This window comes from Flavobacterium pisciphilum, assembly GCF_020905345.1.
In the GTDB taxonomy this organism is placed as follows: domain Bacteria; phylum Bacteroidota; class Bacteroidia; order Flavobacteriales; family Flavobacteriaceae; genus Flavobacterium; species Flavobacterium pisciphilum.
This window is the reverse complement of record NZ_JAJJMO010000001.1, coordinates 5113400-5138425: the sequence shown is the minus strand read 5'-3', so window position 1 is coordinate 5138425 and position 25026 is coordinate 5113400. Positions and strand designations below refer to the sequence as shown.

At 32.3% G+C, this 25026-nt stretch carries 21 protein-coding genes; 16 read left to right on the top strand and 5 right to left on the bottom strand.

Going from position 1 to position 25026, the window contains the following annotated elements:
* Positions 1-48: 48 nt before the first annotated feature.
* Positions 49-660 (bottom strand): NUDIX hydrolase, encoded by a 612-nt coding sequence (locus LNQ49_RS21905; protein WP_229991069.1) that lies wholly within the window; start codon positions 658-660, stop codon positions 49-51.
* Positions 661-667: 7 nt separating this feature from the next.
* On the opposite strand from LNQ49_RS21905, the gene pyrE reads away from it, so the two are divergent.
* On the top strand, positions 668-1312 hold the full coding sequence (gene pyrE / locus LNQ49_RS21900; protein WP_229991068.1) for an orotate phosphoribosyltransferase: 645 nt from the start codon (positions 668-670) through the stop codon (positions 1310-1312).
* Positions 1313-1370: 58 nt separating this feature from the next.
* Positions 1371-1763 (top strand): SRPBCC family protein, encoded by a 393-nt coding sequence (locus LNQ49_RS21895; protein WP_039112984.1) that lies wholly within the window; start codon positions 1371-1373, stop codon positions 1761-1763.
* Between the two features lie 653 nt (positions 1764-2416).
* Here the strand turns inward: LNQ49_RS21895 and LNQ49_RS21890 are convergent.
* Positions 2417-3145, bottom strand: a complete 729-nt coding sequence (locus tag LNQ49_RS21890) for a biotin--[acetyl-CoA-carboxylase] ligase (RefSeq protein WP_229991067.1) — start codon at positions 3143-3145, stop codon at positions 2417-2419.
* A gap of 93 nt (positions 3146-3238) precedes the next feature.
* Here LNQ49_RS21890 and rsfS point away from each other — a divergent pair, with 93 nt between their 5' ends.
* The 7 genes from rsfS (at position 3239) to LNQ49_RS21855 (ending at position 8867) form a co-directional block, all read left to right on the top strand.
* Positions 3239-3610: a ribosome silencing factor gene (rsfS, locus tag LNQ49_RS21885; protein ID WP_129538068.1), complete on the top strand. Its 372-nt coding sequence runs from the start codon at positions 3239-3241 to the stop codon at positions 3608-3610.
* A 15-nt stretch (positions 3611-3625) separates the two neighbouring features.
* Complete coding sequence (gene ftsH, locus LNQ49_RS21880; RefSeq protein ID WP_229991066.1) at positions 3626-5551, top strand: ATP-dependent zinc metalloprotease FtsH; 1926 nt, start codon at positions 3626-3628, stop codon at positions 5549-5551.
* A gap of 113 nt (positions 5552-5664) precedes the next feature.
* Positions 5665-6267 (top strand): lactate utilization protein, encoded by a 603-nt coding sequence (locus tag LNQ49_RS21875; protein WP_229991065.1) that lies wholly within the window; start codon positions 5665-5667, stop codon positions 6265-6267.
* Between the two features lies 1 nt (position 6268).
* Positions 6269-7156: a phosphatidate cytidylyltransferase gene (locus tag LNQ49_RS21870; RefSeq protein ID WP_229991064.1), complete on the top strand. Its 888-nt coding sequence runs from the start codon at positions 6269-6271 to the stop codon at positions 7154-7156.
* Positions 7146-7799 (top strand): phosphatidylserine decarboxylase family protein, encoded by a 654-nt coding sequence (locus tag LNQ49_RS21865; RefSeq protein ID WP_229991063.1) that lies wholly within the window; start codon positions 7146-7148, stop codon positions 7797-7799. Before LNQ49_RS21870 ends, LNQ49_RS21865 begins: the two co-directional genes overlap by 11 nt.
* On the top strand, positions 7799-8068 hold the full coding sequence (locus LNQ49_RS21860) for an acyl-CoA-binding protein (RefSeq protein ID WP_229991062.1): 270 nt from the start codon (positions 7799-7801) through the stop codon (positions 8066-8068). The genes LNQ49_RS21865 and LNQ49_RS21860 overlap by 1 nt, the downstream gene beginning before the upstream one ends.
* 7 nt (positions 8069-8075) lie before the next feature.
* Positions 8076-8867, top strand: a complete 792-nt coding sequence (locus LNQ49_RS21855) for a superoxide dismutase (protein WP_229991061.1) — start codon at positions 8076-8078, stop codon at positions 8865-8867.
* Positions 8868-9077: 210 nt separating this feature from the next.
* Here LNQ49_RS21855 and LNQ49_RS21850 read toward each other — a convergent pair whose 3' ends face one another.
* Entirely contained in the window at positions 9078-10949 is a 1872-nt protein-coding gene (locus tag LNQ49_RS21850) for an alpha-amylase family glycosyl hydrolase (protein WP_229991060.1), read from the bottom strand.
* A 273-nt stretch (positions 10950-11222) separates the two neighbouring features.
* Here LNQ49_RS21850 and LNQ49_RS21845 point away from each other — a divergent pair, with 273 nt between their 5' ends.
* The 6 genes from LNQ49_RS21845 to LNQ49_RS21820 all read left to right on the top strand — a co-directional run bounded on the left by LNQ49_RS21845 (position 11223) and on the right by LNQ49_RS21820 (position 20507).
* Complete coding sequence (locus LNQ49_RS21845) at positions 11223-12875, top strand: OstA-like protein (protein ID WP_428978346.1); 1653 nt, start codon at positions 11223-11225, stop codon at positions 12873-12875.
* A gap of 119 nt (positions 12876-12994) precedes the next feature.
* The gene (locus tag LNQ49_RS21840; protein ID WP_229991059.1) at positions 12995-14188 is read left to right on the top strand and encodes an aspartate aminotransferase family protein; all 1194 of its coding nucleotides are present in this window, start codon (positions 12995-12997) and stop codon (positions 14186-14188) included.
* A gap of 267 nt (positions 14189-14455) precedes the next feature.
* Positions 14456-15853 carry a tetratricopeptide repeat protein gene (locus LNQ49_RS21835; RefSeq protein WP_229991058.1) on the top strand — a complete coding sequence of 466 codons (1398 nt, stop codon included), beginning with the start codon at positions 14456-14458 and terminating at the stop codon, positions 15851-15853.
* Entirely contained in the window at positions 15853-16602 is a 750-nt protein-coding gene (locus LNQ49_RS21830; RefSeq protein WP_229991057.1) for a shikimate dehydrogenase family protein, read from the top strand. The genes LNQ49_RS21835 and LNQ49_RS21830 overlap by 1 nt, the downstream gene beginning before the upstream one ends.
* Before the next feature lie 278 nt (positions 16603-16880).
* Positions 16881-18284 carry a glycoside hydrolase family 1 protein gene (locus tag LNQ49_RS21825; RefSeq protein ID WP_229991056.1) on the top strand — a complete coding sequence of 468 codons (1404 nt, stop codon included), beginning with the start codon at positions 16881-16883 and terminating at the stop codon, positions 18282-18284.
* A gap of 204 nt (positions 18285-18488) precedes the next feature.
* The gene (locus LNQ49_RS21820) at positions 18489-20507 is read left to right on the top strand and encodes a DUF349 domain-containing protein (protein ID WP_229991055.1); all 2019 of its coding nucleotides are present in this window, start codon (positions 18489-18491) and stop codon (positions 20505-20507) included.
* Between the two features lie 121 nt (positions 20508-20628).
* Here LNQ49_RS21820 and LNQ49_RS21815 read toward each other — a convergent pair whose 3' ends face one another.
* Together LNQ49_RS21815 and LNQ49_RS21810 are read right to left on the bottom strand one after the other, a co-directional pair.
* Positions 20629-22977, bottom strand: a complete 2349-nt coding sequence (locus tag LNQ49_RS21815) for a hypothetical protein (RefSeq protein ID WP_229991054.1) — start codon at positions 22975-22977, stop codon at positions 20629-20631.
* On the bottom strand, positions 22934-24076 hold the full coding sequence (locus LNQ49_RS21810) for a hypothetical protein (RefSeq protein WP_229991053.1): 1143 nt from the start codon (positions 24074-24076) through the stop codon (positions 22934-22936). The genes LNQ49_RS21815 and LNQ49_RS21810 overlap by 44 nt, the downstream gene beginning before the upstream one ends.
* A 112-nt stretch (positions 24077-24188) precedes the next feature.
* On the opposite strand from LNQ49_RS21810, the gene prmA reads away from it, so the two are divergent.
* Positions 24189-25025 carry a 50S ribosomal protein L11 methyltransferase gene (gene prmA, locus LNQ49_RS21805; RefSeq protein WP_229991052.1) on the top strand — a complete coding sequence of 279 codons (837 nt, stop codon included), beginning with the start codon at positions 24189-24191 and terminating at the stop codon, positions 25023-25025.
* The last annotated feature ends 1 nt before the right edge of the window (position 25026 follow it).

Sequence of the window (25026 nt, the reverse complement as noted above, 5' to 3'; positions counted from 1 at the left end):
ATTTCACAAAAGCCATCTCACATTTCACAAAAAAACATCTTACACTCCCTACTCTTTCACAATAATTTTATTTTCTTCTTCGAATAATAATTTAATGTTCTCGTAAGAATTTTTAAGAGCTTCTTTTATTTGAACTGGATTTAACCAAGCAACTTTTTCGATTCCTTCTTCTAATTGTCCTTGAGGAGTTCCTTTAAAATCGGATTGCATTTCGAACCAATGCGTAATTTTTAATTTGTATTTACCATTGCGTTTAAAAACGTGATAGGTCTTTTGCAATTTGTTGGTAATTCTTAATTTCCCTACACCTGTTTCCTCTTCTACCTCACGCATAGCGGTCTCTTCGATCGCTTCACCTTTTTCTATTCCACCCTTTGGCAGGTCCCATTTTCCATTTCTAAAGATAAATAACACCTCACCTTTTTTATTATAAACAAGCCCTCCTCCTGCCTTATTCACAGGAATTTTTGACTTTAACGTTTTCATAATTTCCTTCTCGTCAGGATGATATAAATATGCTGCCTGAATTTTATTTTGGAACATTTTGACTATAATTTGCTCTATGTCAATACTTTCCAACAAGAACAATTGAAAATTAGTCTCTTTGGAGATTTCATTTGTCAAAAAAAGTGGTTTGTCGTTCACAAAAACTTTATACATTTGTACTATGATTTTTAATAAAGATACTGCCGAAAAAACAGCCGAATTGCTTTTGCAAATAAATGCAATTAAATTGAATCCAGGAAATCCTTTTACATGGGCTTCAGGATGGAAATCACCTATTTATTGTGATAACAGGCTAATTCTCTCATTTCCAAGCATCAGAAATTATGTTAGAGATGAGTTTGCTAAGAACATTGAAAAACAATTTGGTAAGCCAGATGTAATCGCTGGAGTCGCTACAGGAGCCATTGGTATTGGTATTCTTGTTGCTGAAAGCTTAGGATTACCGTTTGTATATGTTAGACCAGAACCTAAAAAACACGGAAGACAAAATCAAGTTGAAGGTTTTTTACAAAAGGGACAAAATGTTGTTGTTGTTGAAGATTTAATAAGCACAGGAAACAGTAGCTTACTTGCTGTTGAGGCTTTACGTAATGCTGGAGCTAACATAAAAGGGATGGCTGCAATATTTACTTATGGCTTTGATGTTGCTGAAAAAAACTTTAAAGATGCAAAAATCGACTTATACACATTGAGTAACTATTCAAATTTATTAAACCTTGCTGTTGCAAAAAAGTACATTCCAGAAGAAGATTTAATTACTTTACAGGAATGGAACGTAAACCCTGCTGCTTGGAAACAAGAATAATTTTTTAAATTTTTAAAAATAAATTTTCTGATTTTTCAGAATAAAAACACGAATAAATATGAACTTAGAAAGTCCAAAAGTTACTGTTCAGAAATCGGCTCAAGAATTATTTGATTTATTGAGTGATGTGAAAAATTTTGAAAAATTAATGCCAGACAACATTGCTAAATTTGAAGTAATAGGTGAAGATGCATTTATTTTTGGCTTAAAGGGAATGCCAGAAATAAAATTAAAAATGAAAGAAAAAACAGCTCCAAGCAAAATTGTTTTGGGTGCTGCAAGCGACAAACTACCATTTACATTGGTATCTAACATCGAAACAGTTTCAGACACTTCTAGTGCTGTAAAATTGGACTTTGAAGGAGAATTCAATCCGATGATGGCAATGATGATAAAAGGGCCAATCGGGAAGTTTATCGAAACCCTTGCCAATAACATGACAAAACTATAATTGTTGCTTGTCACATATAAAAAATTTAAAGTCCGATTGTGAAATCGGACTTTTTTTATACTAGAATTTTCCCTTTTCCACGCAGATCAAACAAGTCTAGCAGATTTATATCTGCTCAAAACCTTTGAACCTTTGAACCTTTGCAACTTTGCCTCTATACTCCTTAGCACCTCAGTACCTCAAAAGCTTAGAACCTTACAAAGAAAACTTCTAAATCCTTTGACGAGTTACTTTATGAGACCCTTCCTTCGTCAGTGTGACAATATTGTGATGCTTTACGTATAAACTGAAACCTAAGCGTCTAGACAACTTAGAGCCTTAGCAACTAAGAACCTTAGCAACTTAAAAACAAAACCTCTGAACCTTTGTCCCTTTGCAACTTTGTCCCTATACCCCTCAGAAAATCAGAACCTTAGCAACTTACAAAAAAACCTCTGAGTCCTTTGACGAGTTACTTTATGAGACCCTTCCTTCGTCAGTGTGACAATATTGCGATGCTTTACGTATAAACAGAAACCTAAGCGTCTAGACAACTTAGAGCCTTAGCAACTAAGAAACTCAGAACCTTACAAAGAAAACCTTTGTCTCTTTGCAACTTTGCCCCTATATCCCTTAGCACCTCAGAAACTCAGGACCTTAGTACCCCTAAAAACTCAATAAAGCATCTGTATTTCTTTAATTTCAAATTCAGAAACAGAATCATCTTCCAACAAGACTTGTAATTTCCCTATTGGAGAAACCCCTTGAATAATTCCCATAAAATTTTGATTATCTAGGCTTTTAAAAGGCATTGGAACACCTTTTCTAAACAATTTGTTGAAATATTCATCCCAAAATACAGCAGACTGTTCATTCCACAAAAGAATTTTTTCTTTCATTTTCTCAACAATCAAAACAACAAGTTCTTCTTTGTTAAATTCGGTGTTACAAATAACTGCAAGTGAAGAAGCGTTTGGCAGGTTTTGGAAGTTAGTTTGGTTAACATTTAATCCTAAACCAACAACTGACACGATAGTACCGTCACTTTTGAGCGTATTTTCAATCAAAATACCGCCTAATTTCTTATTGTATGACATAATGTCGTTAGGCCACTTAATACTTAAATCAGGAATATTTAATTCTTCTAAAGCCTTTATTACAGATAGCGAAATAATAATATTTAGATTAAAAAACTCTTCATTATTAAGCAAGAAATCCTTAACCAACACACTCATTATTAAATTCTTACCCACTTCAGAGCTCCAAATAGCACCCATTTGTCCTTTCCCTTTTGTTTGATTTTCGGCAGTAACAACAGTAAAGTTCTCAGGTTCTTGTTGGCTACTTAATGATTTTAAGAACTCATTCGTTGAATCTATGGCATCGAGTTTGATTAGTTTCATCTAAATAATTTATATAACTTAATTTAATATTTTGTTAAGGTTCAAAAATAATCACAAAAATTGGTAACTTTACAAACTCATATAAAATAATTCATGGCGAAAAAGACTGTTAATAATGATGTTCTGTTAGCGAACATAATCAAAGGAATCGAAGAAGTAAAAGGAAATGATATTAGTATCTTGGACTTAAGGGAAATAGACGCAGCAGTTTGCGATTATTTCATCATATGCAACGGAAATTCGAATACCCAAGTTAACGCCATAGTAGGCTCAATCCAAAAAACTGTATCGAAAGAACTAAAAGACAAACCTTGGCATGTTGAAGGAACCGATAACGCAGAATGGGTTCTTATCGATTACGTGCATATTGTTGTTCACGTATTTCAAAAGCACATTCGAGAATATTACAATATCGAGAGTCTTTGGGGAGATGCCAAAATAACTACAATCGAAAACAAATACTAAAGAAACTTTCTTCAAATGGCTAAAGATAATAATCCAACCCCGAGTAAATTTAAAATAAGTCCTTGGTTAATTTATACCGCAATACTTTTAATATTTTTATTTATCAGTTTTGCAACCGGAGGATCAAGTTTACAAGAGCCGGCACAATTAACTTCTTCTAAATTCAATGATTTTTTAGAAAAAGGACAAATTGAAAAAGTAATTGTATACAATAAAGCTGAAGCTGAAGTGTATCTAAATGCTGCTGCACTTAAGGATCCAGCGCAAAAAAAAGTATCTAAAGACATATTTGACCGACCAAATAAAGGTCCTCACTATACTTTGGAAATTGGTAATGACCAAATTTTTCAAACTAAGTTAGAAAAAGCAGTAGCCGAAGGGAAACTGAAAGATTTTAATTTTGTTCAAAAAAGTAACTGGACTGATATTTTAGTTGGTTTACTTCCAATAATCATCCTTATTGGAGTTTGGATTTTCATTATGAGAAAAATGTCAGGCGGCGCTGGTGGCGGTGGCGGACAAATTTTTAATATTGGAAAATCGAAAGCTAAGCTATTTGATGAAAAAACAGATATTAAAACTACATTTAAAGATGTAGCTGGTTTAGAAGGTGCAAAAGAAGAGATACAAGAAATTGTAGAATTCTTGAAAAACCCTGAAAAGTATACTAACTTAGGAGGTAAGATTCCTAAAGGAGCTTTACTAGTAGGACCTCCTGGAACAGGAAAAACGTTATTAGCAAAAGCAGTTGCTGGTGAAGCACAAGTACCATTCTTCTCATTATCAGGTTCTGATTTTGTTGAAATGTTTGTTGGTGTAGGAGCTTCACGTGTACGTGATTTGTTTAAACAAGCTAAAGAAAAATCTCCAGCAATCATATTTATTGATGAAATTGATGCTGTAGGTAGAGCACGTGGAAAAAGCAATATGTCAGGTGGTAACGACGAAAGAGAAAACACATTGAACCAATTACTAACCGAAATGGATGGTTTTGGAACAAACTCAAACGTAATTGTATTAGCTGCAACAAACAGAGCCGACGTTTTAGACAAAGCTTTAATGCGTGCAGGTCGTTTTGACAGACAAATTTTTGTTGATTTACCAGACATTCGTGAAAGAGCAGAAATCTTCCAAGTACACTTAGCTCCTTTGAAAAAAGTAGAAGGTCTTGATTTAGATTTCCTTGCAAAACAAACTCCAGGATTTTCAGGAGCAGACATTGCAAACGTATGTAATGAAGCTGCATTAATCGCTGCAAGAAACAACAAAACAGCTGTAGACAGACAAGATTTCCTTGATGCTGTAGACAGAATTGTAGGTGGATTAGAAAAGAAAAACAAAATTATTACTCCAGAAGAGAAAAAAGCAATTGCAATTCACGAAGCAGGACATGCTACTGTAAGTTGGATGTTGGAACATGCAGCACCACTTATTAAGGTAACTATTGTTCCTCGTGGACAAAGTTTAGGAGCTGCTTGGTACCTACCAGAAGAGAGACAAATCGTAAGAACAGACCAAATGTTAGACGAAATGTGTGCTACTATGGGTGGAAGAGCTGCTGAAAAAGTAACTTTTGACAGAATTTCGACTGGTGCATTAAGCGATTTAGAAAAAGTTACACGTCAAGCTCGTGCAATGGTAACAATTTACGGATTGAATGAAAAAATCGGAAATGTTACTTATTACGATTCAACAGGACAAAGTGAATATAACTTTTCAAAACCATATTCAGATGAGACTGCAAAAGTTATCGATCAAGAAATTTCAGAACTAATTGAGGGTCAATACCAAAGAGCAATCCAAATATTAGAAGAGAACAAAGACAAGTTAAATCAGCTTGCTGAAATCCTTATTGAAAAAGAAGTTATTTTCAAAGATGACTTAGAAGCAATTTTCGGAAAACGTACTTTTGATAAAAATCTAGAAGAAGTAGTTTCGTAATACTACCAAAATAATATAATTATTTTTAAAATCTTAATTCAAAAGCCACTTTTGAATTAAGATTTTTTTATCTTTGAACGTTTTCAATTAACACGTAAAGCATTTCAACAATAATGAGTTTTTTTAAAAAATTATTTGGCTCCAGCCATGACGAATCTGAAGAAGAGAATCAAAGTGAATATAGCAATTCACATTCTGATAATCCTCTTTCTATAGATGAGCAATTCATTTTTAATTTTAAAAAAAATGGAGGTAAATTTTTATATTGCGAAAACACTCAAGAAGTAACTGAACAATTTGAAAATATCTTAGAAGAAAACGATTGGTTTGAAAACGAAGTTTCATGTTTTGAACCAGCCTTATTCCATTTACTTGAAGAAAATAAATTAATTTATCAAAACCCAGCTCATCCTAAATTTTTATTAGCTAGTTGTGAAAACTTAATCGCAGAAGAAGGGTCAATATTATTTTCATCAAAACAAATAAAACAAAATAAACCAAACGAGTTACCCGTAAATATTGTTATTATTGCAACTACAAGTCAAATTCTGACTGCCAAAAGTGATGGACTAAGCGCCATAAAACGTAAATACGAAAGAGACTACCCTACCAATATTACCACTATAAAATATTTCGAAAAAGCAAAAGAAGAAGATTTTACGCAATACGGAAGTGTTGCTAAGAACTTATATTTATTGCTCTTAGAAGATCTATAATATGAATGAAACCCTCAAGAGAGCTCTATCAGGTGCCGTTTATATAGTATTACTATTAACGTCTATCCTGTATTCAACGGAAAGTTTCATTATACTTTTCGGTGTTTTCCTAGTAATTGCAACGTATGAATTTTGTAATCTAGCTAACATCAATAAAATATTTTCACTTTTATTTGTTTCCACTTTTTATTCGTCAGTTGCACTGATTAGCTTTTACAAAAACGAAACAGAAAACTACATCAATAAATTCTTAAAAGAAGATATTAAATTTACTATCAATATAGATCAATTAAATACTGTATTACTAGTAATTACATTGTTGATATCTGTAAAATGTATTGTGTTTTTATTTGATGATACCCAAACTATAAGTAGAACATCTAAATACATCTATTTATTAGGATACATTACACTACCCTTTATTTTTATTACCAAAATTTCATTTGGAGTTAAAGATTATAATCCTAAAATCATTATTGGATTATTCATTCTTATATGGACAAATGATACCTTTGCCTATTTGGTCGGCAAATCTATAGGAAAACATAAATTATTTGAACGTATTTCACCAAAAAAGACCATAGAAGGATTTCTAGGTGGAGTTGTTTTTGCTTGTTTTGCAGGCTTTTTAATTTCAAAATTATACATCAAACCAAACCCAAATTTCAGTGATAAATCTATTTTAATATGGACTATTATTGCTTTAATCGTTGGAGTTTTTGGTACTATCGGCGATTTAATTGAATCAAAATTTAAAAGAATTGCCGGAGTTAAAGATAGCGGAACAATAATGCCTGGACATGGAGGTGTTTTAGATCGATTAGATAGTGTTATATTTGTAGCACCAATTGTATTTTTATTTTATCAAATTTTAAATTATGTTTCATAAAGAAGGAACCCAATCCATTTTATTAGGCACTATATTCGTTAGTGTTGTACTTTTATTAACTGATCATTTTATTGATACCAATTGGATCAAAATGCTAATTCAGATTAGTGCGTTATTGCTACTAATCATCATATTGCAGTTTTTCAGAAACCCTAAGAGAACTGTAATTAAAGACATCAATCAAATTCTTGCTCCAGTTGATGGTAAAGTTGTTGTGATTGAAGAAGTTTACGAAGGAGAATATTTTAAAGACAAACGTCTTCAAATTTCAATTTTCATGTCACCAATAAATGTACACGTAACTCGTTATGCATTAGACGGAATTGTGAAATTTAGCAAATACCACCCAGGTAAATTCTTAGTTGCATGGCATCCAAAAGCAAGTGAAGAAAACGAAAGAACAACAGTTGTAATCGAAAATAAATCTTTCGGAGAAGTTCTATACAGACAAATTGCAGGAGCATTGGCTCGTCGAATTGTAAATTATGCACAAGAAGGTATGCAAGTAGAACAAGGTACTGATGCTGGTTTTATTAAATTTGGCTCAAGAGTAGATATTTTCTTACCTTTGGGTACGCCTATCAATGTGGTATTAAACCAAAAAGCAATTGGTGGTAAAACAATTATCGCTACAAAAGCTTAATGACAGAAAAAGACCTAGACATACGATTTTTAGAGGCTGTCGAAATTGCTTCCAAAATGACGCAAGCCTCACTGCCACAAGATGTGCAATTGAGGCTGTATGCTTTTTATAAACAAGCTACTTTTGGAACGGCAAAGTATAATCAATCTGAAAATTTTGACTTAAGAAATGCTTTTAAAACAAATGCATGGATTCAAATTAGTCATTTAAGCACAGATGAAGCTAAAGAAAATTATATAGAAATCATTAATTCACTAATAACTAAATAGATATTTTATGAAAAAATATGGTATTCAATTTTCGTTTTTTATCTTGATTTCACTTACAATTCTTTCATGTAACGACAATAACAAACTTACCGAAGTTGTAGAAGTTCCGTTACCTTCAAAAGATGAAAAAATAATAATTGGTAGTCCAGACGAAGTAAAAGCAAACCCAGGGGCATTTCAACTTGAAAGACTTCCGTATGCCTATAATGCTTTGGCTCCAAACATCAGATCATTAACACTCGAAACACATTACTCAAAGCATTATTTAACCTATACAAATAATCTAAATAAAGCAATCGCTAATACAGATTATGTAAATATGACGATTGAGCAAATTTTGAGCAAACTAGACTTGAATGATGCTAAACTGCGTAATAACGCAGGCGGATACTACAATCATACCCTTTATTGGAAATGTATGACTCCAAAACCAGAATCAGAGCAAGCTACAGATACATTAGCAAGTGCAATGAATAAAGAATTTGGATCGTTTGCTAATTTTAAATCATTATTTAAAAATGAAGCAAGTAAACAATTTGGATCAGGATGGGTTTGGTTAGTCGTAGATAAAGCTGGAAAGCTTCAGATAACCACAACTGAAAACCAAGACAATCCATTAATGAAAAATGCTCTAATTCCGGGAACCCCAATTTTAGCTTTGGATTTATGGGAACACGCTTATTATCTAGATTATCAAAATAGAAAAAATAGCTATGTTGATGCTTTCTTCAATATTGTCAATTGGGAAAAGATAAACGAAAATTATAAAACTGCACTAACCAAGGTTGGTAGAGTCTAAAAAAAAGCTGATACAATGTATCAGCTTTCTTTTTATATAGCTGATTCTGAAACAGACACAACAAACACTATTTTAAGGCAGATTAAATACCACTCCCATTCAATTTACAAATACATCAATAAAAAAACCTTGTTTTATGACTGTTATTTCATAGAACAAGGTTAATATATAAAAACAAACTAGACAGGCTCTATAACCTAATCTATTAAACTACTTCACTTCATAAATAAACGATTCAGATGGCGCTATCCTAATCTTAGCATGCCCTTCTCCATTTGTTACATTTAGCTTTACTTTATCTTTTAAATACAATTGATCTGTTAGCAAATACGCTCCATCTTTCAAATTCCATTTTGAGATAACAGCTGCTGGGATTTTTAATTCAAATACACTTGTTTTATCAGCAGAAAAATTAGCCACAACGATTAGTTTTTGATTCTCTGACCAACGCACATAAGAATAAATGCTAGCATCATAAGCTGGAGTATCCTTACGGTTTACAGTCTGGATTTCTTGAAATTGCCCCATTAAAGCAGGGCTTTTTATAGAAAAATTCAATAATCGCTTATAAAAATCTCGCAGGTTCTTTTCCGATTGTGAAAGCTGTCCACCATCAAATTTACCGTTGTTCATCCATCGTTGATGATTAGGCACTCCAATATAATCAAAAATAGAAGTTCTAGAAGGCTTCCCAAAACCTGCATCTTCATTCCCAGCCTCACCTACTTCTTGCCCAAAATATACCATCGTAGGCGAAGTACTTATTGTAGTAGAAACAACCATTAGTGGCTTTCCTTTCTCTGGGGTTCCTGCAAACTCAGAATTTGCCAAACGTTGCTCATCATGGTTATCCAAAAAGTGTAACATATTATGCTCTATATCTGCCATATTATGTTGAATCTCTGAAAGTTCATCAGGAGATGACTTTCCTTTAATGATATCTTTCAGTTTATCATACGTTTCAACCTTATCATATAAGTAATCCATTTTTCCCAAATGAATATAATTACGATACTCTTTTGGATTATATACCTCGGCAAGCAAAAAAGCATTTGAATTCTTAGTCTTAATAGCAGAGTTCATATAACTCCAAAATTCATACGGAACCATTTCGGCCATATCATAACGAAAGCCATCAACACCTTTAGAAATCCAATACAAGGCAATTGATTTAAATTTTTTCCAAGAATCAGGAACCTCTTTATCCTTCCAGAAATCATAATGATCTTGATACGGTTTTGCATCAAACCCAGCAGGCAATTCAGGAAAATCTTTAGAACCATCAGGACGAATACCATAATTTACTTTTACAGTTTCATACCAATCATTTTGATCCGGTTTAGCTTTACTAGAACCGTTACCAGTCCATTTTGCAGGATATTCATCAAATTTACCATCTACAAGTGGATTTTTCTCTCCATTTAGCGGAACAACATTATCTGGAATCTCAAAAGGAGTATTGGGTATATAGTAAAAATTATTATCCCGTTTATACACAACAGAAACATCATCATTAGCACCAAAATCATTCACACCAGTTGGATTGTTTTTGCCTTCATATTTTCTAGCAATATGATTCGGAACAATATCTATAATAACTTTTAAACCTGCTTTATGCGTACGAGCAATCAAAGCCTCAAATTCTTGCAAGCGATTCGCAGGATTAACTGCCAAATCAGGATTTACATTATAATAATCCTTTACAGCATATGGAGATCCAGCTCTTCCTTTTACTACCTCAGGATCATCATTAGAAATTCCGTATGCAGTATAATCACGAACTAAGGCATGGTGAGGAACACCTGTATACCAAATATAGGTAACTCCTAAATCTTTAATTTCATTTAACGCTTTATCTGTAAAATCATTGAACTTCCCTACTCCATTTTCTTCAATAGTACCCCAAGGTTTATTGGTTGTGTTTTTATTTCCAAACAAACGAGTAAAAACTTGATAGACCACAACTTTATTTTCAGAAACTACTACTTTTTTGTCCGTATTTAGTTTTATATCTTTTGTTTTACATGCAGTAACCAAAACCATAGCGGTAATCCCTGCCACAAGAACTCTTGCTTTTATCATATCTTTTATAACTTCATTATATTAATTTTTTAATGCAAAAAAGCATTAACGAATTTTTAAATTTAATCTATTTTTTAAAACTTAAATTCATCAATAAAAAATTAACTAAAAAATTGCCCCCACTACAAACACTACAACGTGTTAGTAAGATTATTTGTTGATAACTTAAAAATAGTAACATCCAAAATTTAAGTGTAATTTTGAATTATAAATAAATCCTAATATCAGTTAAGGTTGTTTCCTTTTTCATAAATTTGACAAAAATTTAATCAATTGAAGAAATCACTCTTTTTCATATATAGCTGCTTGCTCATTTTAAGTGTAAATTTAGGAATAGCACAGGCTCCAAAAATTATCAACATCGAACATTCAGATTTTGTAGATAGAAACGAAATCGAAATGCCGGGCGCTGTTTTACTTACCGGAAATGTAAAAGTAAATCACGATGGTGTTGTTTTAACATGTAACAAAGCTTATTTGTTTGAAGGAGAAAACTACCTAAAAGCATTTGGAAATGTACAAATCGTACAAGGTGACACCTTATTTCTAAACAGTAAATATGCTGAATATAGTGGTAATTCAAAAAAAGCGTTTGCAACAGGAAATCCTGTTATGAGTTCACCAGACGCAACATTACAAACTGACACCATTAACTTCGACAGGAATATCCAAGAAGTATACTATAATTCCAAAGGAACCATTGTAAACAGAGAAAATACTTTAGAAAGTAAATCTGGGAGATATTATGTAGCAGAAAAAAAGTTTAAATTCTTAACTGCAGTTACAGTTACCAATCCTAAATGTATTATAAAATCAAATCATCTGGATTATTACAGTAATTCTGGACATTCCTATTTGTTTGGACCATCAACAATTACTAGTAAAACCGATTTTATCTATACAGAAAAAGGGTTTTACGACACCAAAAAGAATCTAGCCCATTTTCTCAGAAAATCATACATCCGCTATGAAGATCGGTTGATTGAAGGAGATAGTTTGTACTACGACCGAAACAAAGATTTTGCTTCGGCAACGCGAAATGTAAAAATTACCGACTCAATAAATCGAGGAATTGTAAAAGGGCATTATGCTGAAATATACAAACAAAAAGATTCTATGTTTGTAACTAAGAGAGCCGTAGCGATAAACTTTGTCGAGAACGATTCGGTTTACATACACGGAAAAAGACTAATGGTTACAGGAAAAGAAGGCGATCGTATTATACGAGCCTTTAATAATGTTCGATTTTTTAAAACAGATATGAGCGGAAAATGCGATTCGATACATTCAAGTAGCCGAACGGCTTTAACCAAACTAATAGGAAACCCAATACTCTGGAATGGCGAAAGTCAGATTACAGGAGATATCATGCACCTTATTGGTGACAACAACACCAAAAAACTCGACTCGCTAAAAGTCCTCAATAATACCTTTATCATCTCCAAGGATACCTTGGGAACCGGCTATAATCAAGTCAAGGGATTAAATTTATATGGAAAATTTAAAGAAGGAAAACTACACGATGTCGATGTAATAAAGAATACAGAAGTTGTTTATTATATGCGTAATGATGCCCAAGAACTCATAGGAATCAATAAAAACGTAAGTAGTAAAATCAATCTTATACTCGAAAATAATGCTATCGAAACCATTACATTCTTCAATCAGGTCGATGGAGATATCTTTCCAGAAGCCGAATTACCCGAAAATGCACGGAAACTGCGAGGGATGAATTGGAGAGGAGAAGAAAAAATTAAGTCAAAAGACGATATATTCACTGCCGAAGAAAACGAACTCAATGATAAATTAGTCGAAGAAGGCAAAATTGAGAATGCCAAAGAAAATGTTCCTATGAAAATAAGGAAAGAAACACTTGATTACGACAAAAAGAAACCTTCAAAAAAGACAGTAAAGGCTAAAAAATAGTATTTACTCTCATTTTTAATTAACAGACTCGGTTAGCAGTCGCAGTTAACAGTCATAGTTCTCAGTTCTCAGTAATATTAGCAGACCTTAGAACCACAGTATCTTAAAAGAAAAAAAAAATGAATCCCGATTTTATAAAATACCAAGCACAAACATCACCATATCCATTAGGAATGGAAGTTTCACACGCTATAGGATCTTACATATACGATACCAATAATAAAAAATATTTAGATTTTGTAGCAGGTGTATCAGCCTGTACCCTTGGACACCAACATCCGAGAGTAAATCAAGCAATAAAAGACCAACTAGACAAATATTCGCACGTAATGGTCTACGGAGAGTATTCACAAAGCCCAGCGGTAGAATATTGTAAACTAATGGCTTCTCTCCTACCAGAATCATTAAATAAAACCTATTTAGTAAATTCAGGAACCGAAGCAATTGAAGGTGCATTAAAACTAGCCCGAAGAACAACAGGACGCAGTCAGTTAATATCGTGTTATAATGCCTATCACGGTAACACAATGGGCTCAATGAGTGTTATGGGATTCGAAGAGCGCAAACAAGCCTTTAGACCTTTAATTCCAGATGTAGATTTTATAACCTTCAATAGCGAAGAAGATTTACAAAAAATAACTACCAAAACAGCCGGAATTATTTTAGAAACAATTCAAGGAGGAGCAGGATTTATAGAGCCACACGATAACTTTTTACAAAAAGTACGCAAACGCTGTGACGAAGTTGGAGCTATGATGATAGTCGACGAAATCCAGCCAGGATTTGGAAGAACCGGAAAACTATTCGGATTCCAGAATTACGATGTCGTTCCCGATATCGTCGTTATGGGAAAAGGAATGGGAGGCGGAATGCCAGTAGGCGCATTTACAGCATCAGCAGAAAAAATGGACTTGCTAACCGAAAACCCAAAACTCGGTCATATAACCACATTTGGAGGACACCCTGTCATTGCGTCAGCCTGTTTGGCGACTTTGAAAGAAATTACTGAAACAAACCTAATGCCTGAAACATTAGAAAAAGAAAAACTAATTAGATCACTTTTGGTACATCCTTTGATTAAGGAAGTTAGAGGAAGAGGATTAATGCTTGCAGCCATGACAGAAAGTGCCGAAATAACAAACGAAGTTATTTTAAGCTGTCAGGACAAAGGGCTTATTTTATTTTGGTTACTGTTTGAAGGATGTGCGATACGCATTACACCTCCGTTAACAATTTCAGAAGAAGAAATAAGAGAAGGTTGCGCCACAATCCTAAATGTAATGGATGAAATAATAAACAAAAAGAATAATTAGGAGCTATTTCCAGCTATCCGCTATATCTTTTGTTTTTAAAGAAAAAAACAAAAGGATACCGCTGCTATCTGGGCTAACGCATATCGTTGATAACAAAACAGTTAAAAAAATAAAATACAATCCGTTAAAAAAAAGGTTTCACCTAAAAACAGCTTGTATACACTACCAATATTGTTAATTAAATTGTTCACAACAATTCCTTCTTTCTCCACATAACAAAAACATGTTGCCTAATTTTATAAAAGGCTAATATCAAAAAAATACAGTATGCAATTAAGCAACGAAGAAGAAGATTATAACCTATCCCTATCCAAATTTGAGTCAATGTTAAAAACTAACAAAGTACTCTTTTTTGATTCAGAAGAATTCGAAGAGATTATCCTTCATTATCTGGACATAGGCAAGGCTAATTTAGCAAAGAAAGCCTTAAAACTTGCATTAGACCAACATCCAAAATCTACAGGCTTAAAATTAGTACAAGTAGAGATGCTAGTGTATGACGACAAACTCGAAATAGCTGAAAAGCTTTTAAATGAGTTGTACGCAATCGAACCCAACAACGAAGAAATTTACATCCAGAAAGCAAACATCTATTCTAAAAGAGACCAACACGAAAAAGCAGTCGAACTGCTTAAAATCGCTTTGGAATATACCGATGATTTTGCCGATGTGTACAATTTAATCGGTATGGAATATCTTTTTATGGACAATCTTGAAATGGCAAAAGAGAACTTTATCAAATGTCTAGAAGAAGATTTGGAAGACCAATCGGCCTTATACAATGTAGTTTATTGTTTTGAGTTTTTAGACCAAAATCAAGAAGCTATTACCTATTTAAACAAGTATATAAACAAAAACCCATATAGTGAAATCGCTTGGCACCAGCTAGGTCGTTTGCATTATGGCATAAAAGAATATGAGAGCGCAATACGTGCTTTTGATTATGCTACCCTAATCGACGATGAGTTTCTTGGTGCTTTCATGGAAAGAGCCAAAGCATTCGAACGTTTAAAAAAATATGCCGAAGCAATAGAAAGCTACAATCGTACCATCGAACTCGATGATGCAACTTCGTATGCACTATTGAGAATAGGAAAATGTTACGAAAAACTTGGAAACAAAGCATTAGCATTAAAATATTACAATAAAACCGTTCATGAAGATCCTCTTTTAGATAAAGGATGGATAGCCATAACCGATTTTTATGTACGCCAGAAAAACTATCAAAAAGCATTGTTTTTTGTCAACAAAGCATTAGCAATAGACAATCAAAATCGTTTGTATTGGAAACGTTATGCAACAATAAACAAACAAATGAACTTTTTTGAAGAAGCAGAGTTTGGCTACCGAAAAGCAGTAGAGTTTGGTGATTATTCACTTGACACGTGGTTGTTTTGGGTAGATATACTTCAGTTTTTGGGCGAGTTTGAAAGTGCTATACAAACCTTATTACAAGCATCAGAATATTTCCCAGAAGAAAACGAAATCGAATACCGTTTGGCTGGATTATATTTCATGATACAGGATAACACAAAAGCTAAATTCCATTTAAGTAATGGATTGCGATTAAAATTCGATAATTACATATTAATCGAAGACTTATTCCCTGTAGTTTGGACAAAAAAAATGGTACAAAACTATATTACAAAACATAAAAAACAATAATGATTCATATTTTAAAAAGGCGTTTCGGTTTGTTAGGAAAAAACATTAGTTATTCTTTTTCGAAAGGTTATTTTACCGAAAAATTCAGCGACGAACATTTTAAAGGATGTAGTTATGAAAATTTTGATATTCCAGAAATTAACCATTTTACAACGTTAACGAAAAACAATCCGGATTTAAAAGGATTAAATGTAACAATACCCTACAAACAACAAGTATTACCCTTTTTAGATAAACTATCAAAAAAAGCTACATTAATCGGTGCTGTAAACACTATTAGATTCACCAAAAAAGGAAAACTAAAAGGATACAACACCGATTACTATGGTTTTAAAAAATCATTGAAACCTTTATTGAAACCACACCACAAGAAAGCTTTAATTCTTGGTACAGGAGGTGCTTCAAAAGCAGTCGCTTATGCTTTGGATGAATTAGGTATATTATACACGTTTGTTTCACGCGAGGCAAAAGAGGATTGTATTGATTACAATCTAATCAATGCTACAACTTTTGATAACTACCAAATTATAATCAATAGTACACCTGTTGGCACTAGCCCAAACATCGAGGCTTGTCCAGCAATTCCGTATGAGTTTTTCACAAAAAGACACATTGCTTACGATTTAATATACAATCCAGAAGAAACAACATTTCTTAAAAAAGCTAAAGAAAACGGAGCAACCATAAAAAACGGATATGATATGCTTATTTTCCAAGCCGAAAAAGCATGGAAAATCTGGAATAAATAAAAAACTCAAAAAAAATACTAAAGACTACAATCACAAGATTGTGGTCTTTTTTTTTACAGAAACAACTATCCCAAAACAATCCCAATCTAGACTATCTAGAATATAAGATTATAGTCATTCAAATTTCACCTGTGTTACTTTACCTCTCTACACCTTTTAAACCTCCCTCCATCCCTCTTTACAAACAGTTTTTTTTTAATACTAACATAACACCATAAAACAACCACTTAACCTTAATGCTCTAGCTTTGTTATTATCAAAAAATAGATAGACAAAGCATGAATGTATATTTAAAAGTACTAGTTGTTATTGCAATACTATACCTGCTCATAATTATTTACCTTTCTACAAAATACCCATTAACAAACTGGGATTGGTCTCAAAAAAATACTTCCAACTTAAATTTTCCTAAAAACTTTCATTGGGGAACCGCTACAGCAGCACATCAAGTCGAAGGAGGTCACACAAATAACAACTGGTCATGGTGGGAAAACCAGAAAGACCAAAATGGCAAACCACGAATTGATAACCATGACAAAGCAGGACTTGCTACAGATCATTGGAATCTATATCCAAAAGACATAGAACTAATGGAAGAGCTAGGTGTAAATGCTTATCGCTTCTCTTTATCATGGAGCAAAATAAACCCCGAGGAAGGTAAATTCGATTCCGATGCTATTCAGCATTACTCAAATGTAATTGATAGCTTATTGGCTAAAAAAATCACCCCAAACATTACATTACATCATTTCGAAGAACCACTGTGGTTTATGAACAAAGACGGATTTGAAAAAGAAGAAAACATTGCTTACTTTCTATTATTCGTAAAAATTGTATTCAAAAAATACAGCAATCGAGTTACGTATTGGACAACATTTAATGAAATTAATGTTTACACAAATCTAGCATTCATGTCAGATATTTTTCCTCCAGGTAAAAAGAATTCTAAGATTGCTGGAAGAGTCTTAAAAAACATACTAATTGCCCACACACAAGCCTACAAAATGATGAAGAAATTACCAAATGGTAAGGAGTCACAAATAGGCATCGTAAAAGACATTTTCTTCTTTGAACCCAAAAACAGATGGAGCCTACTTGATTGGATGGGAGCCTTGGTAGCCAATGATAATTTTAACAATTCGTCATTAAACTTTTTCGAAACTGGGAAATATCATTTTGGAGTTCCATTTCAAGCCAATGAAAATTATTTTGATAAAGATGCCCCCAACACTATAGACTTCATGGGGCTAAATTATTACTCTCACTATGCTACTACATTTAAATTCATCGAACATGAAAAAATGTTTTCACCAGTAGCAGGCGAAGAAATGACTGATATGGATTATACGGTTTATCCCGAAGGGATATACAGAGCAATTAAACGAATGTCTCGAATCAAAAAACCCATTATAATTACCGAAACAGGTATTGCCGATGCCAAAGACAACAGACGAGGGCTATTTATAGAAAGAGAATTATACGCCATATCTGAAGCTATAAAAGACGGATATGATGTGAGAGGGTATTATTATTGGTCCTTAATTGATAATTTTGAGTGGAGTTTAGGTTATGCAAAAAAATTTGGATTATACGCTGTAAACCTTAAAACACAGGAAAGAAAACTAAAAGACGGAGGCAAACATTATCAGGCAATTGTAAAACGATTTTCAAATAAAAAATAGCAGTAAAATCCTTTTTAAGCAAAAAAACGAGAATATTTTAAATATCCAACAGTATCCTTAATCGCATTTACAACCTCATAAACAACCATTTAACAAGAATTTTAAACTTAAACACACTATAAATAATGGATTTATTTTGTAGTTCGGAACACCTTTAGTATCTTTCGCTCTAGATTTAAAGTAAAAACCTTATACATTGACAAAATGTTAGAAGAAAAGAATGATAACCTGCAAGAGGCAGATGGAAAATTAGAAATTGAATCTGCAAATTCTACTGAAAACAATCAAACTGTTTCAGTTGAAATTAATGAAAGTGAAGCGGAAACCGTTGTAGCTGAATCTGAAAACACAATAACTTCTTCTGAAGAAGAATTGTCAGATAAAGAAACTGTTGCCGAGACTCAAAATCAGAAAGCATTAGATGCAATAACCAATTCTAATGCCGAAGAAAGTGAAGATGAAACGCTAAAAGAGCGTCATGACCTTCCAATGCATGATTATAATACTTTTTCGCTAGACGAGTTAGTTGCAGAACTAAAAAAATTAGTTTCGTCAGATAAAGTTATGTCTGTAAAAGAGCATATTGAAGAGATTAAAAAATCGTTTTTGCTTCAGTACAATCATCTTATCGAAGAAAAAAGAGAAGAATTCAATGCTGAAAATCAAGATCCAAACGAAGAATTTCAATATCATTCTCCATTAAAAACAAAATTTGATGAATATTACAATATATTCAGAGACCATAGAAATGCACACTTTAAAAGTCTACAAACCAATCTAAAATCAAATTTAGAAAACAGATTGGCTATTGTTGAGGAATTAAAAGAGCTTATTAATCCGCAAGAAAACATAAAAGACACTCTTAAGCACTTTAATGAATTAAGAGAAAGATGGAAAAATGCAGGTTCAATTCCAAAAGATAAATACAATCACGTATGGAATAACTACCATTTTCATGTTGAGAACTTTTATGATTATCTACATTTAGATCGTGAAGCTAGAGATTTAGATTTTAAACACAATCTAGAACAAAAACAAAAAATTGTTGCTCGCGTAGAAGAATTAGTAAACGAAGCTGATGTAAGTAAAGCATTTAGAGAACTACAAGATTTACATAGAATCTGGAAAGAAGATATCGGTCCCGTTTCTAAAGAACATCGTGATGAAATATGGAATAAGTTTAGTGAATTAACTAAAAAAATCCATGATAAACGTGAAGTTTTGTTCGAAAACATTAGAGGTACAGAACTTGAAAATCTAGAAGTTAAGAAAAACATCATTTCACAAATTGAAACTCTTGCTACCGAGAAAGTGAATACACACTCTTTATGGTTGCAACAAATAGAAAAAGTAGAAGCGTTACGTTCTGCATTTTTTGCAGCTGGAAAAGTTCCTTCAGATGTAAACGAAGCTACTTGGAGTGCATTTAAAACTGCCGTTAGAAATTTTAATACTTTTAAAAATTCATTTTACAAAGACATTAAAAAAGACCAAAACGACAATTTAAATAAAAAAATGGCTCTAGTTGCCAAAGCCAAAGAATTACAAGAAAGTACCGATTATGAATCGACTACTCCAATAATGAAGAAAATTCAGGAAGAGTGGAAACAAATTGGTCATGTTCCTAGAAAATATTCAGATAAAATCTGGAAAGAATTTAAAGATGCTTGTAATAGTTATTTTGATAAACTAAAAGAGCACAAAAACGAAGAGAATGGTGATGAAGTAGCTGCATTTGACAACAAAAAAGCCTACTTAGAAACTATCAGAGAATTTCAACTTACTGGTGACCATAAAACCGATCTTGATGCTATTAAATTACACATCGAGACATGGAAAGGCTTCGGAAAAGTACCCTTCCCTAGACGTCATATCGAAGGTAAATTCAATAAAATTCTAGATGCTCTTTTTGAAAAATTAAGTCTAAGCAAAAAGGAAACAGAAATGATTCGTTTTTCAAACAGAATTGATAATTTATCAGAAAGCAACGATACTAGAAAATTAGACAATGAGAAAATTTTCTTAATGCGTAAAATTGAAGAAGTTCAAAATGAAATTTTCCAATTAGAGAATAACATTCAGTTCTTTACCAATACAAAAAATGCAAAAAAAGAAAATTCAATCGTTCTAGAAGTTCGCAAAAACATTGCGCTACACAAAGAAAGTCTTGACGTTTGGAAAGAAAAATTACACCAATTAAGAAATTTAGATAACAACAACTAAATCTATTAAGGGCAATAAATAAAAAGAGCGATAATTAATTTTATCGCTCTTTTTTGTTTTATGTTTTTCACATACAAACTATCCGTTAATCGGCATCAACCCACTTAACCAATGCCAAAATCTAATTTATAAATGCTTTTAAAAGCGGACAATTATATTGCTTAAATGTGTTTGTTTTATTATAAATAGTATAAAAATCAACTAATTCTTTACCTGATTTAAAAGCGGCTCGTTTACCAATAAAATTATCTAAATCTTTATAATAATCATAATAGTTGCATTCGAAAATCATTAAACTTGCCAATGCTTTCTCTTCTTTATTTCTAGATAATTCTAGTGCTTTTTCATAATACATTTTAGCCAACGTACATCTATAATAATTTGAATTTTGATAGGTCATCTCAGCATCATAATTAGTCTCTCCATAAACATAATCTGAGTACGTTTTCCAATTTCCACTAGAAGACCAGTCGTAAGCAATCATCATCCAAGAATTTCCCCAATAAGAGACGTTAAAGTAAGCATGAGCCAATAGCAAATTACTTTTGGCAGTATTTTCTTTTTTTAACTCAATTAATCTAGCCACAAATTCGGCTTTATTAAAATGATAAGTAAACTTTTTTTCTTTCTGCTTTTGCAAGACTTTAGGAACAAATGGATCTTCATTTAAAAAATGCTTATACTCATAGTTTTTTTGCCAAAAATCTGCTGGCATGCTCGCAAATATTTGATATGCTAGTGCTAAATTGTTTTTTCTAAAAGCAATAGTTCCTTTTACATCTCTATAATAATTTACATCTGGGGCTATTGTCCCTGCCAAAATATATTTTTCAAATGGTGTTTTATTTTCCTTTTTATATAATGCAATCAAATTATCCATATCCTCCAGAGTTGCATATCTTTCAAAATAACCAATATATTGATAAAAAGCTGGCTCATAATAATACCACGAATTCAAAGCTTCTTTTTTAAGATTAGACTTTAAAAACAACAAGCCTGCTGTTGCTCTATCTCCTTTTTTAGAAAATTCATTACTTGCTATTCTATATAAACTATATAAATTCTTAAGCAAACTATTATCCTCTTCAACCAAGTTTTCTATCGCATTAAAATAATTAAAGAGATTGTTCTGGATATTTTTGTCTTGCAAATTATCTTGTTTCAACACTACAAGAGCCAATTGGATATTTTTTTGCAACTGGATTGAAGCATTGGCTTTATCAGAAATCATAGCAACATACTTTTTCCCAAGCTCAATTTCATCGTCTATAAAACACAATTGCGCAATTGCCGATGAAATAAAATCTTTTTGTTCCCCTGAAACTGTACCATGAACCTCAATCAAAAATTGTTTCAGTTCTTTTAAATAGATGATATCTTTATTAAAATTAACTGTTTTTGCATTTACATAATTATCGTACCAGCTCGATAAATCGGAACTAATCGCAGGAATCTTATTAACTGAATATTTAGGAGTAAAAATCCAATCTTCGAGTTTATTAATTTCTCTTTGAACCAAAAAACTAAAATAAATACTATTAGGGTCTAACTTGTAAACTTGCTTCATCGTATTTAAATCTGGTGCAGGGTTTCGCATGCTTTCAATAATCAAGATCATATTACGCTCTTCATCATTTTTAGCTAAACTCAATGTTGCTGCTGTCTTTCTAAAATTATAATGTTGCATCACTGCAAATGTTTTATCCTCACAAGAGGCAAAAACTTTACTTAACAAATAATTCTGAAGAGGAAAATCATCAATACACAATGCTTTATAATACAATGCCCAAGGCTCTAAAATTGTATTTTTATTATTAGCAAAATAAGTATCATACAAACGGATTACTTCAGCTTTATCAGCACTATAAAAACGGTCCCTAAGAATAAGAAAAGCATAACGCTGTTTTAAAAAAGGATCTTTAGCAGAAGAAATTTTTTCATCATAATCATCTAATGCAACAGAGTTTGCATTTTCTTGATAACTATCTATACTACTCCAGGATTCCCATTTTGAGCTTGGGACGTTATTATACTCTAATTTTTTAGCAAATACTAAATAATCTAAAAAGGCTTTATTTTTAGGAAGCAACAAAGTTGCAATAAAAGTATTTTTGGCAAAAGTCTGTTTTAATATCTTATTTTGATAAGCTACTTGAAATTTATCTGAATCTGTTTCATACAAAATCGTATAAATATCAGCTGTAGTAACAGTAGCCCCTATTTTTCTCTGCCATTCTAAACAATTTAATTCCTGATCTTTACTAGACACTTCACTGACTTCGTGAAAGGTATTAGCCGAATAACAAAAATAATTCAATTTTAAAAATCCCGTTCTTTCAGATTTAAACAAAACTAATCGACTTGTTTCGTCAGATTCGCTCCACCCACAAGCAAACGAAAACTGAAAAGCAAATAATAAAATTATGCTACTGAAAACGCGCATAATAACCGGATATGTTTTTGATTCCATAATCATGGATGTATTTTTTATCAAATGAAAAGAAAGTAACCTTTGTATTATTATCAAATGGTACCCTATTCTTTATAATTGAAATCATTTTGTTAATCTCTTCATCTGAGATTTTTTCAATTCTTATTTCATCACCATTACGCAAATATGTCTGTCCTACCAAAACGTCATCTTGGAGTATATATTTGTTAGGTGCTATTTTTTTGAACCTTTCGCCATCTTTAATAAATTCCTCATAATCAGATATAATTCCTTTAAACTGATTCCCTCTAAAAACAACCGACCAACTATATAGTGGTAACGCTATATCTAAATCAAGCTTATAGTCACTATGGGTGATATATTTTTCTAATTCATCACTAGTTCCAATAGAGTTTTTTGTCTTATAATCATTTGGACTAGATAGATTGTAACACATTAATAACCCTCTATCAACAGGAGGAACTCCCGCTTTTTCAGAATATTTATATTGCCACAATCGTATAGTTGCTGACAATTGGCAATTTTTTAATTCTTTTTTAACTTGCTCTAACAAATAAAAATAATTCTCTTTTGATTTTTCTGTCCAATCACAATCAATTAATATTTCGCTAAAATCGGGGTTCAGCTTGCCTAATTCAATAGCTTTTATGGAATCTGAATTCAATCTTTTTCTAAAATCCCCTTTTTGCTTATCATAATCAGCATAAACAATTCTATCTGCGTTTACTCCTGCTTTACGATCTATATAACTGAGTCCAATTTCTTTTATCCTTTTCTGAATTCTTTTAGCCAAAGTATCCAATTGCTCCCTACTTGACTCTAACACAACATCATTGGTAATAAAAACACTTGGCGTAATAACAGGATTACTCTCGTTAAAGTCAAAATGCCTAATCGTAGCTACTGGAAGTGGTTCTTTTGTGTATGGATTCCAATCGACATCAAAAAAACGAACATACATATGTTCTACATTTAAAGTCTTACAAATTGAATCCTCTTCTTTATCAAAATAAGCACTTGTTTTCCAATAACAAAAAGAACGAATTACTTCTTGTTTTTCATCACATCCCGAACTATTTATAACAATAAATAATAGTACAACAATTAAGCCTTTCATTTTTTAATAATACTTACAAATTTTAAGCTAAAGTACTGTATAATATGATAACGTTATTCATTTTTTTAAACAATTTCAAGTTTCGATTGCTACCTTTGCAAAAAAAACAAATATGTCAAACATTTATATCGGGTATCACTTTACAATTGAACCTAAAGAATTAGGATCAGAAATACTAATTGCCGAATTAGGCGAGAAAGCTTTTGAGAGTTTTACCGAAACCGAAACTGGAATTTCTGCTTTTGTACAAAAAGATTTATGGGACGAAACGATTCTAGAAGATATTCATATTTTGCAATCGGATGAATTTAAGATTGAATATACATTCGAAGAAATTGAGCAAGTAAATTGGAATGAAGAATGGGAAAAAAACTTCGAGCCTATTGATGTTGATGGAAACTGTCATGTTCGTGCTCCATTTCATCCAAAAACAAATGCTGAGTTTGACATTGTAATCGAACCAAAAATGAGCTTTGGAACTGGACATCATGAAACAACTCACATGATGATTCAGCATCTATTAGAGATGGATGTTAATGGAATGAAAACCTTAGATATGGGTTGTGGAACTGCTATACTTGCTATTCTTGCCGAAATGAAAGGCGCTCAACCTATTGACGCAATCGACATTGATAATTGGTGCTATTTAAACTCTATAGAAAATGCTGAACGCAATAATTGCAAACATATCAGCGTTTATGAAGGTGACGCAGCATTATTGGCAGGTAAAAAATACGATTTGATTATTGCTAATATCAACCGTAATATTTTACTAAATGATATGCAAAGTTATGTTGATTGCCTGAACCCAAAAGGGACTTTATTATTAAGTGGCTTTTATGAAGAAGACATTCCTTACATCGATGCTTCTTGCACTGAAAAAGGATTGGAATATGTTAAAAAATTTCAAAGAAATAATTGGGTTTCTTTAAAATATGTAAATTTGTAGT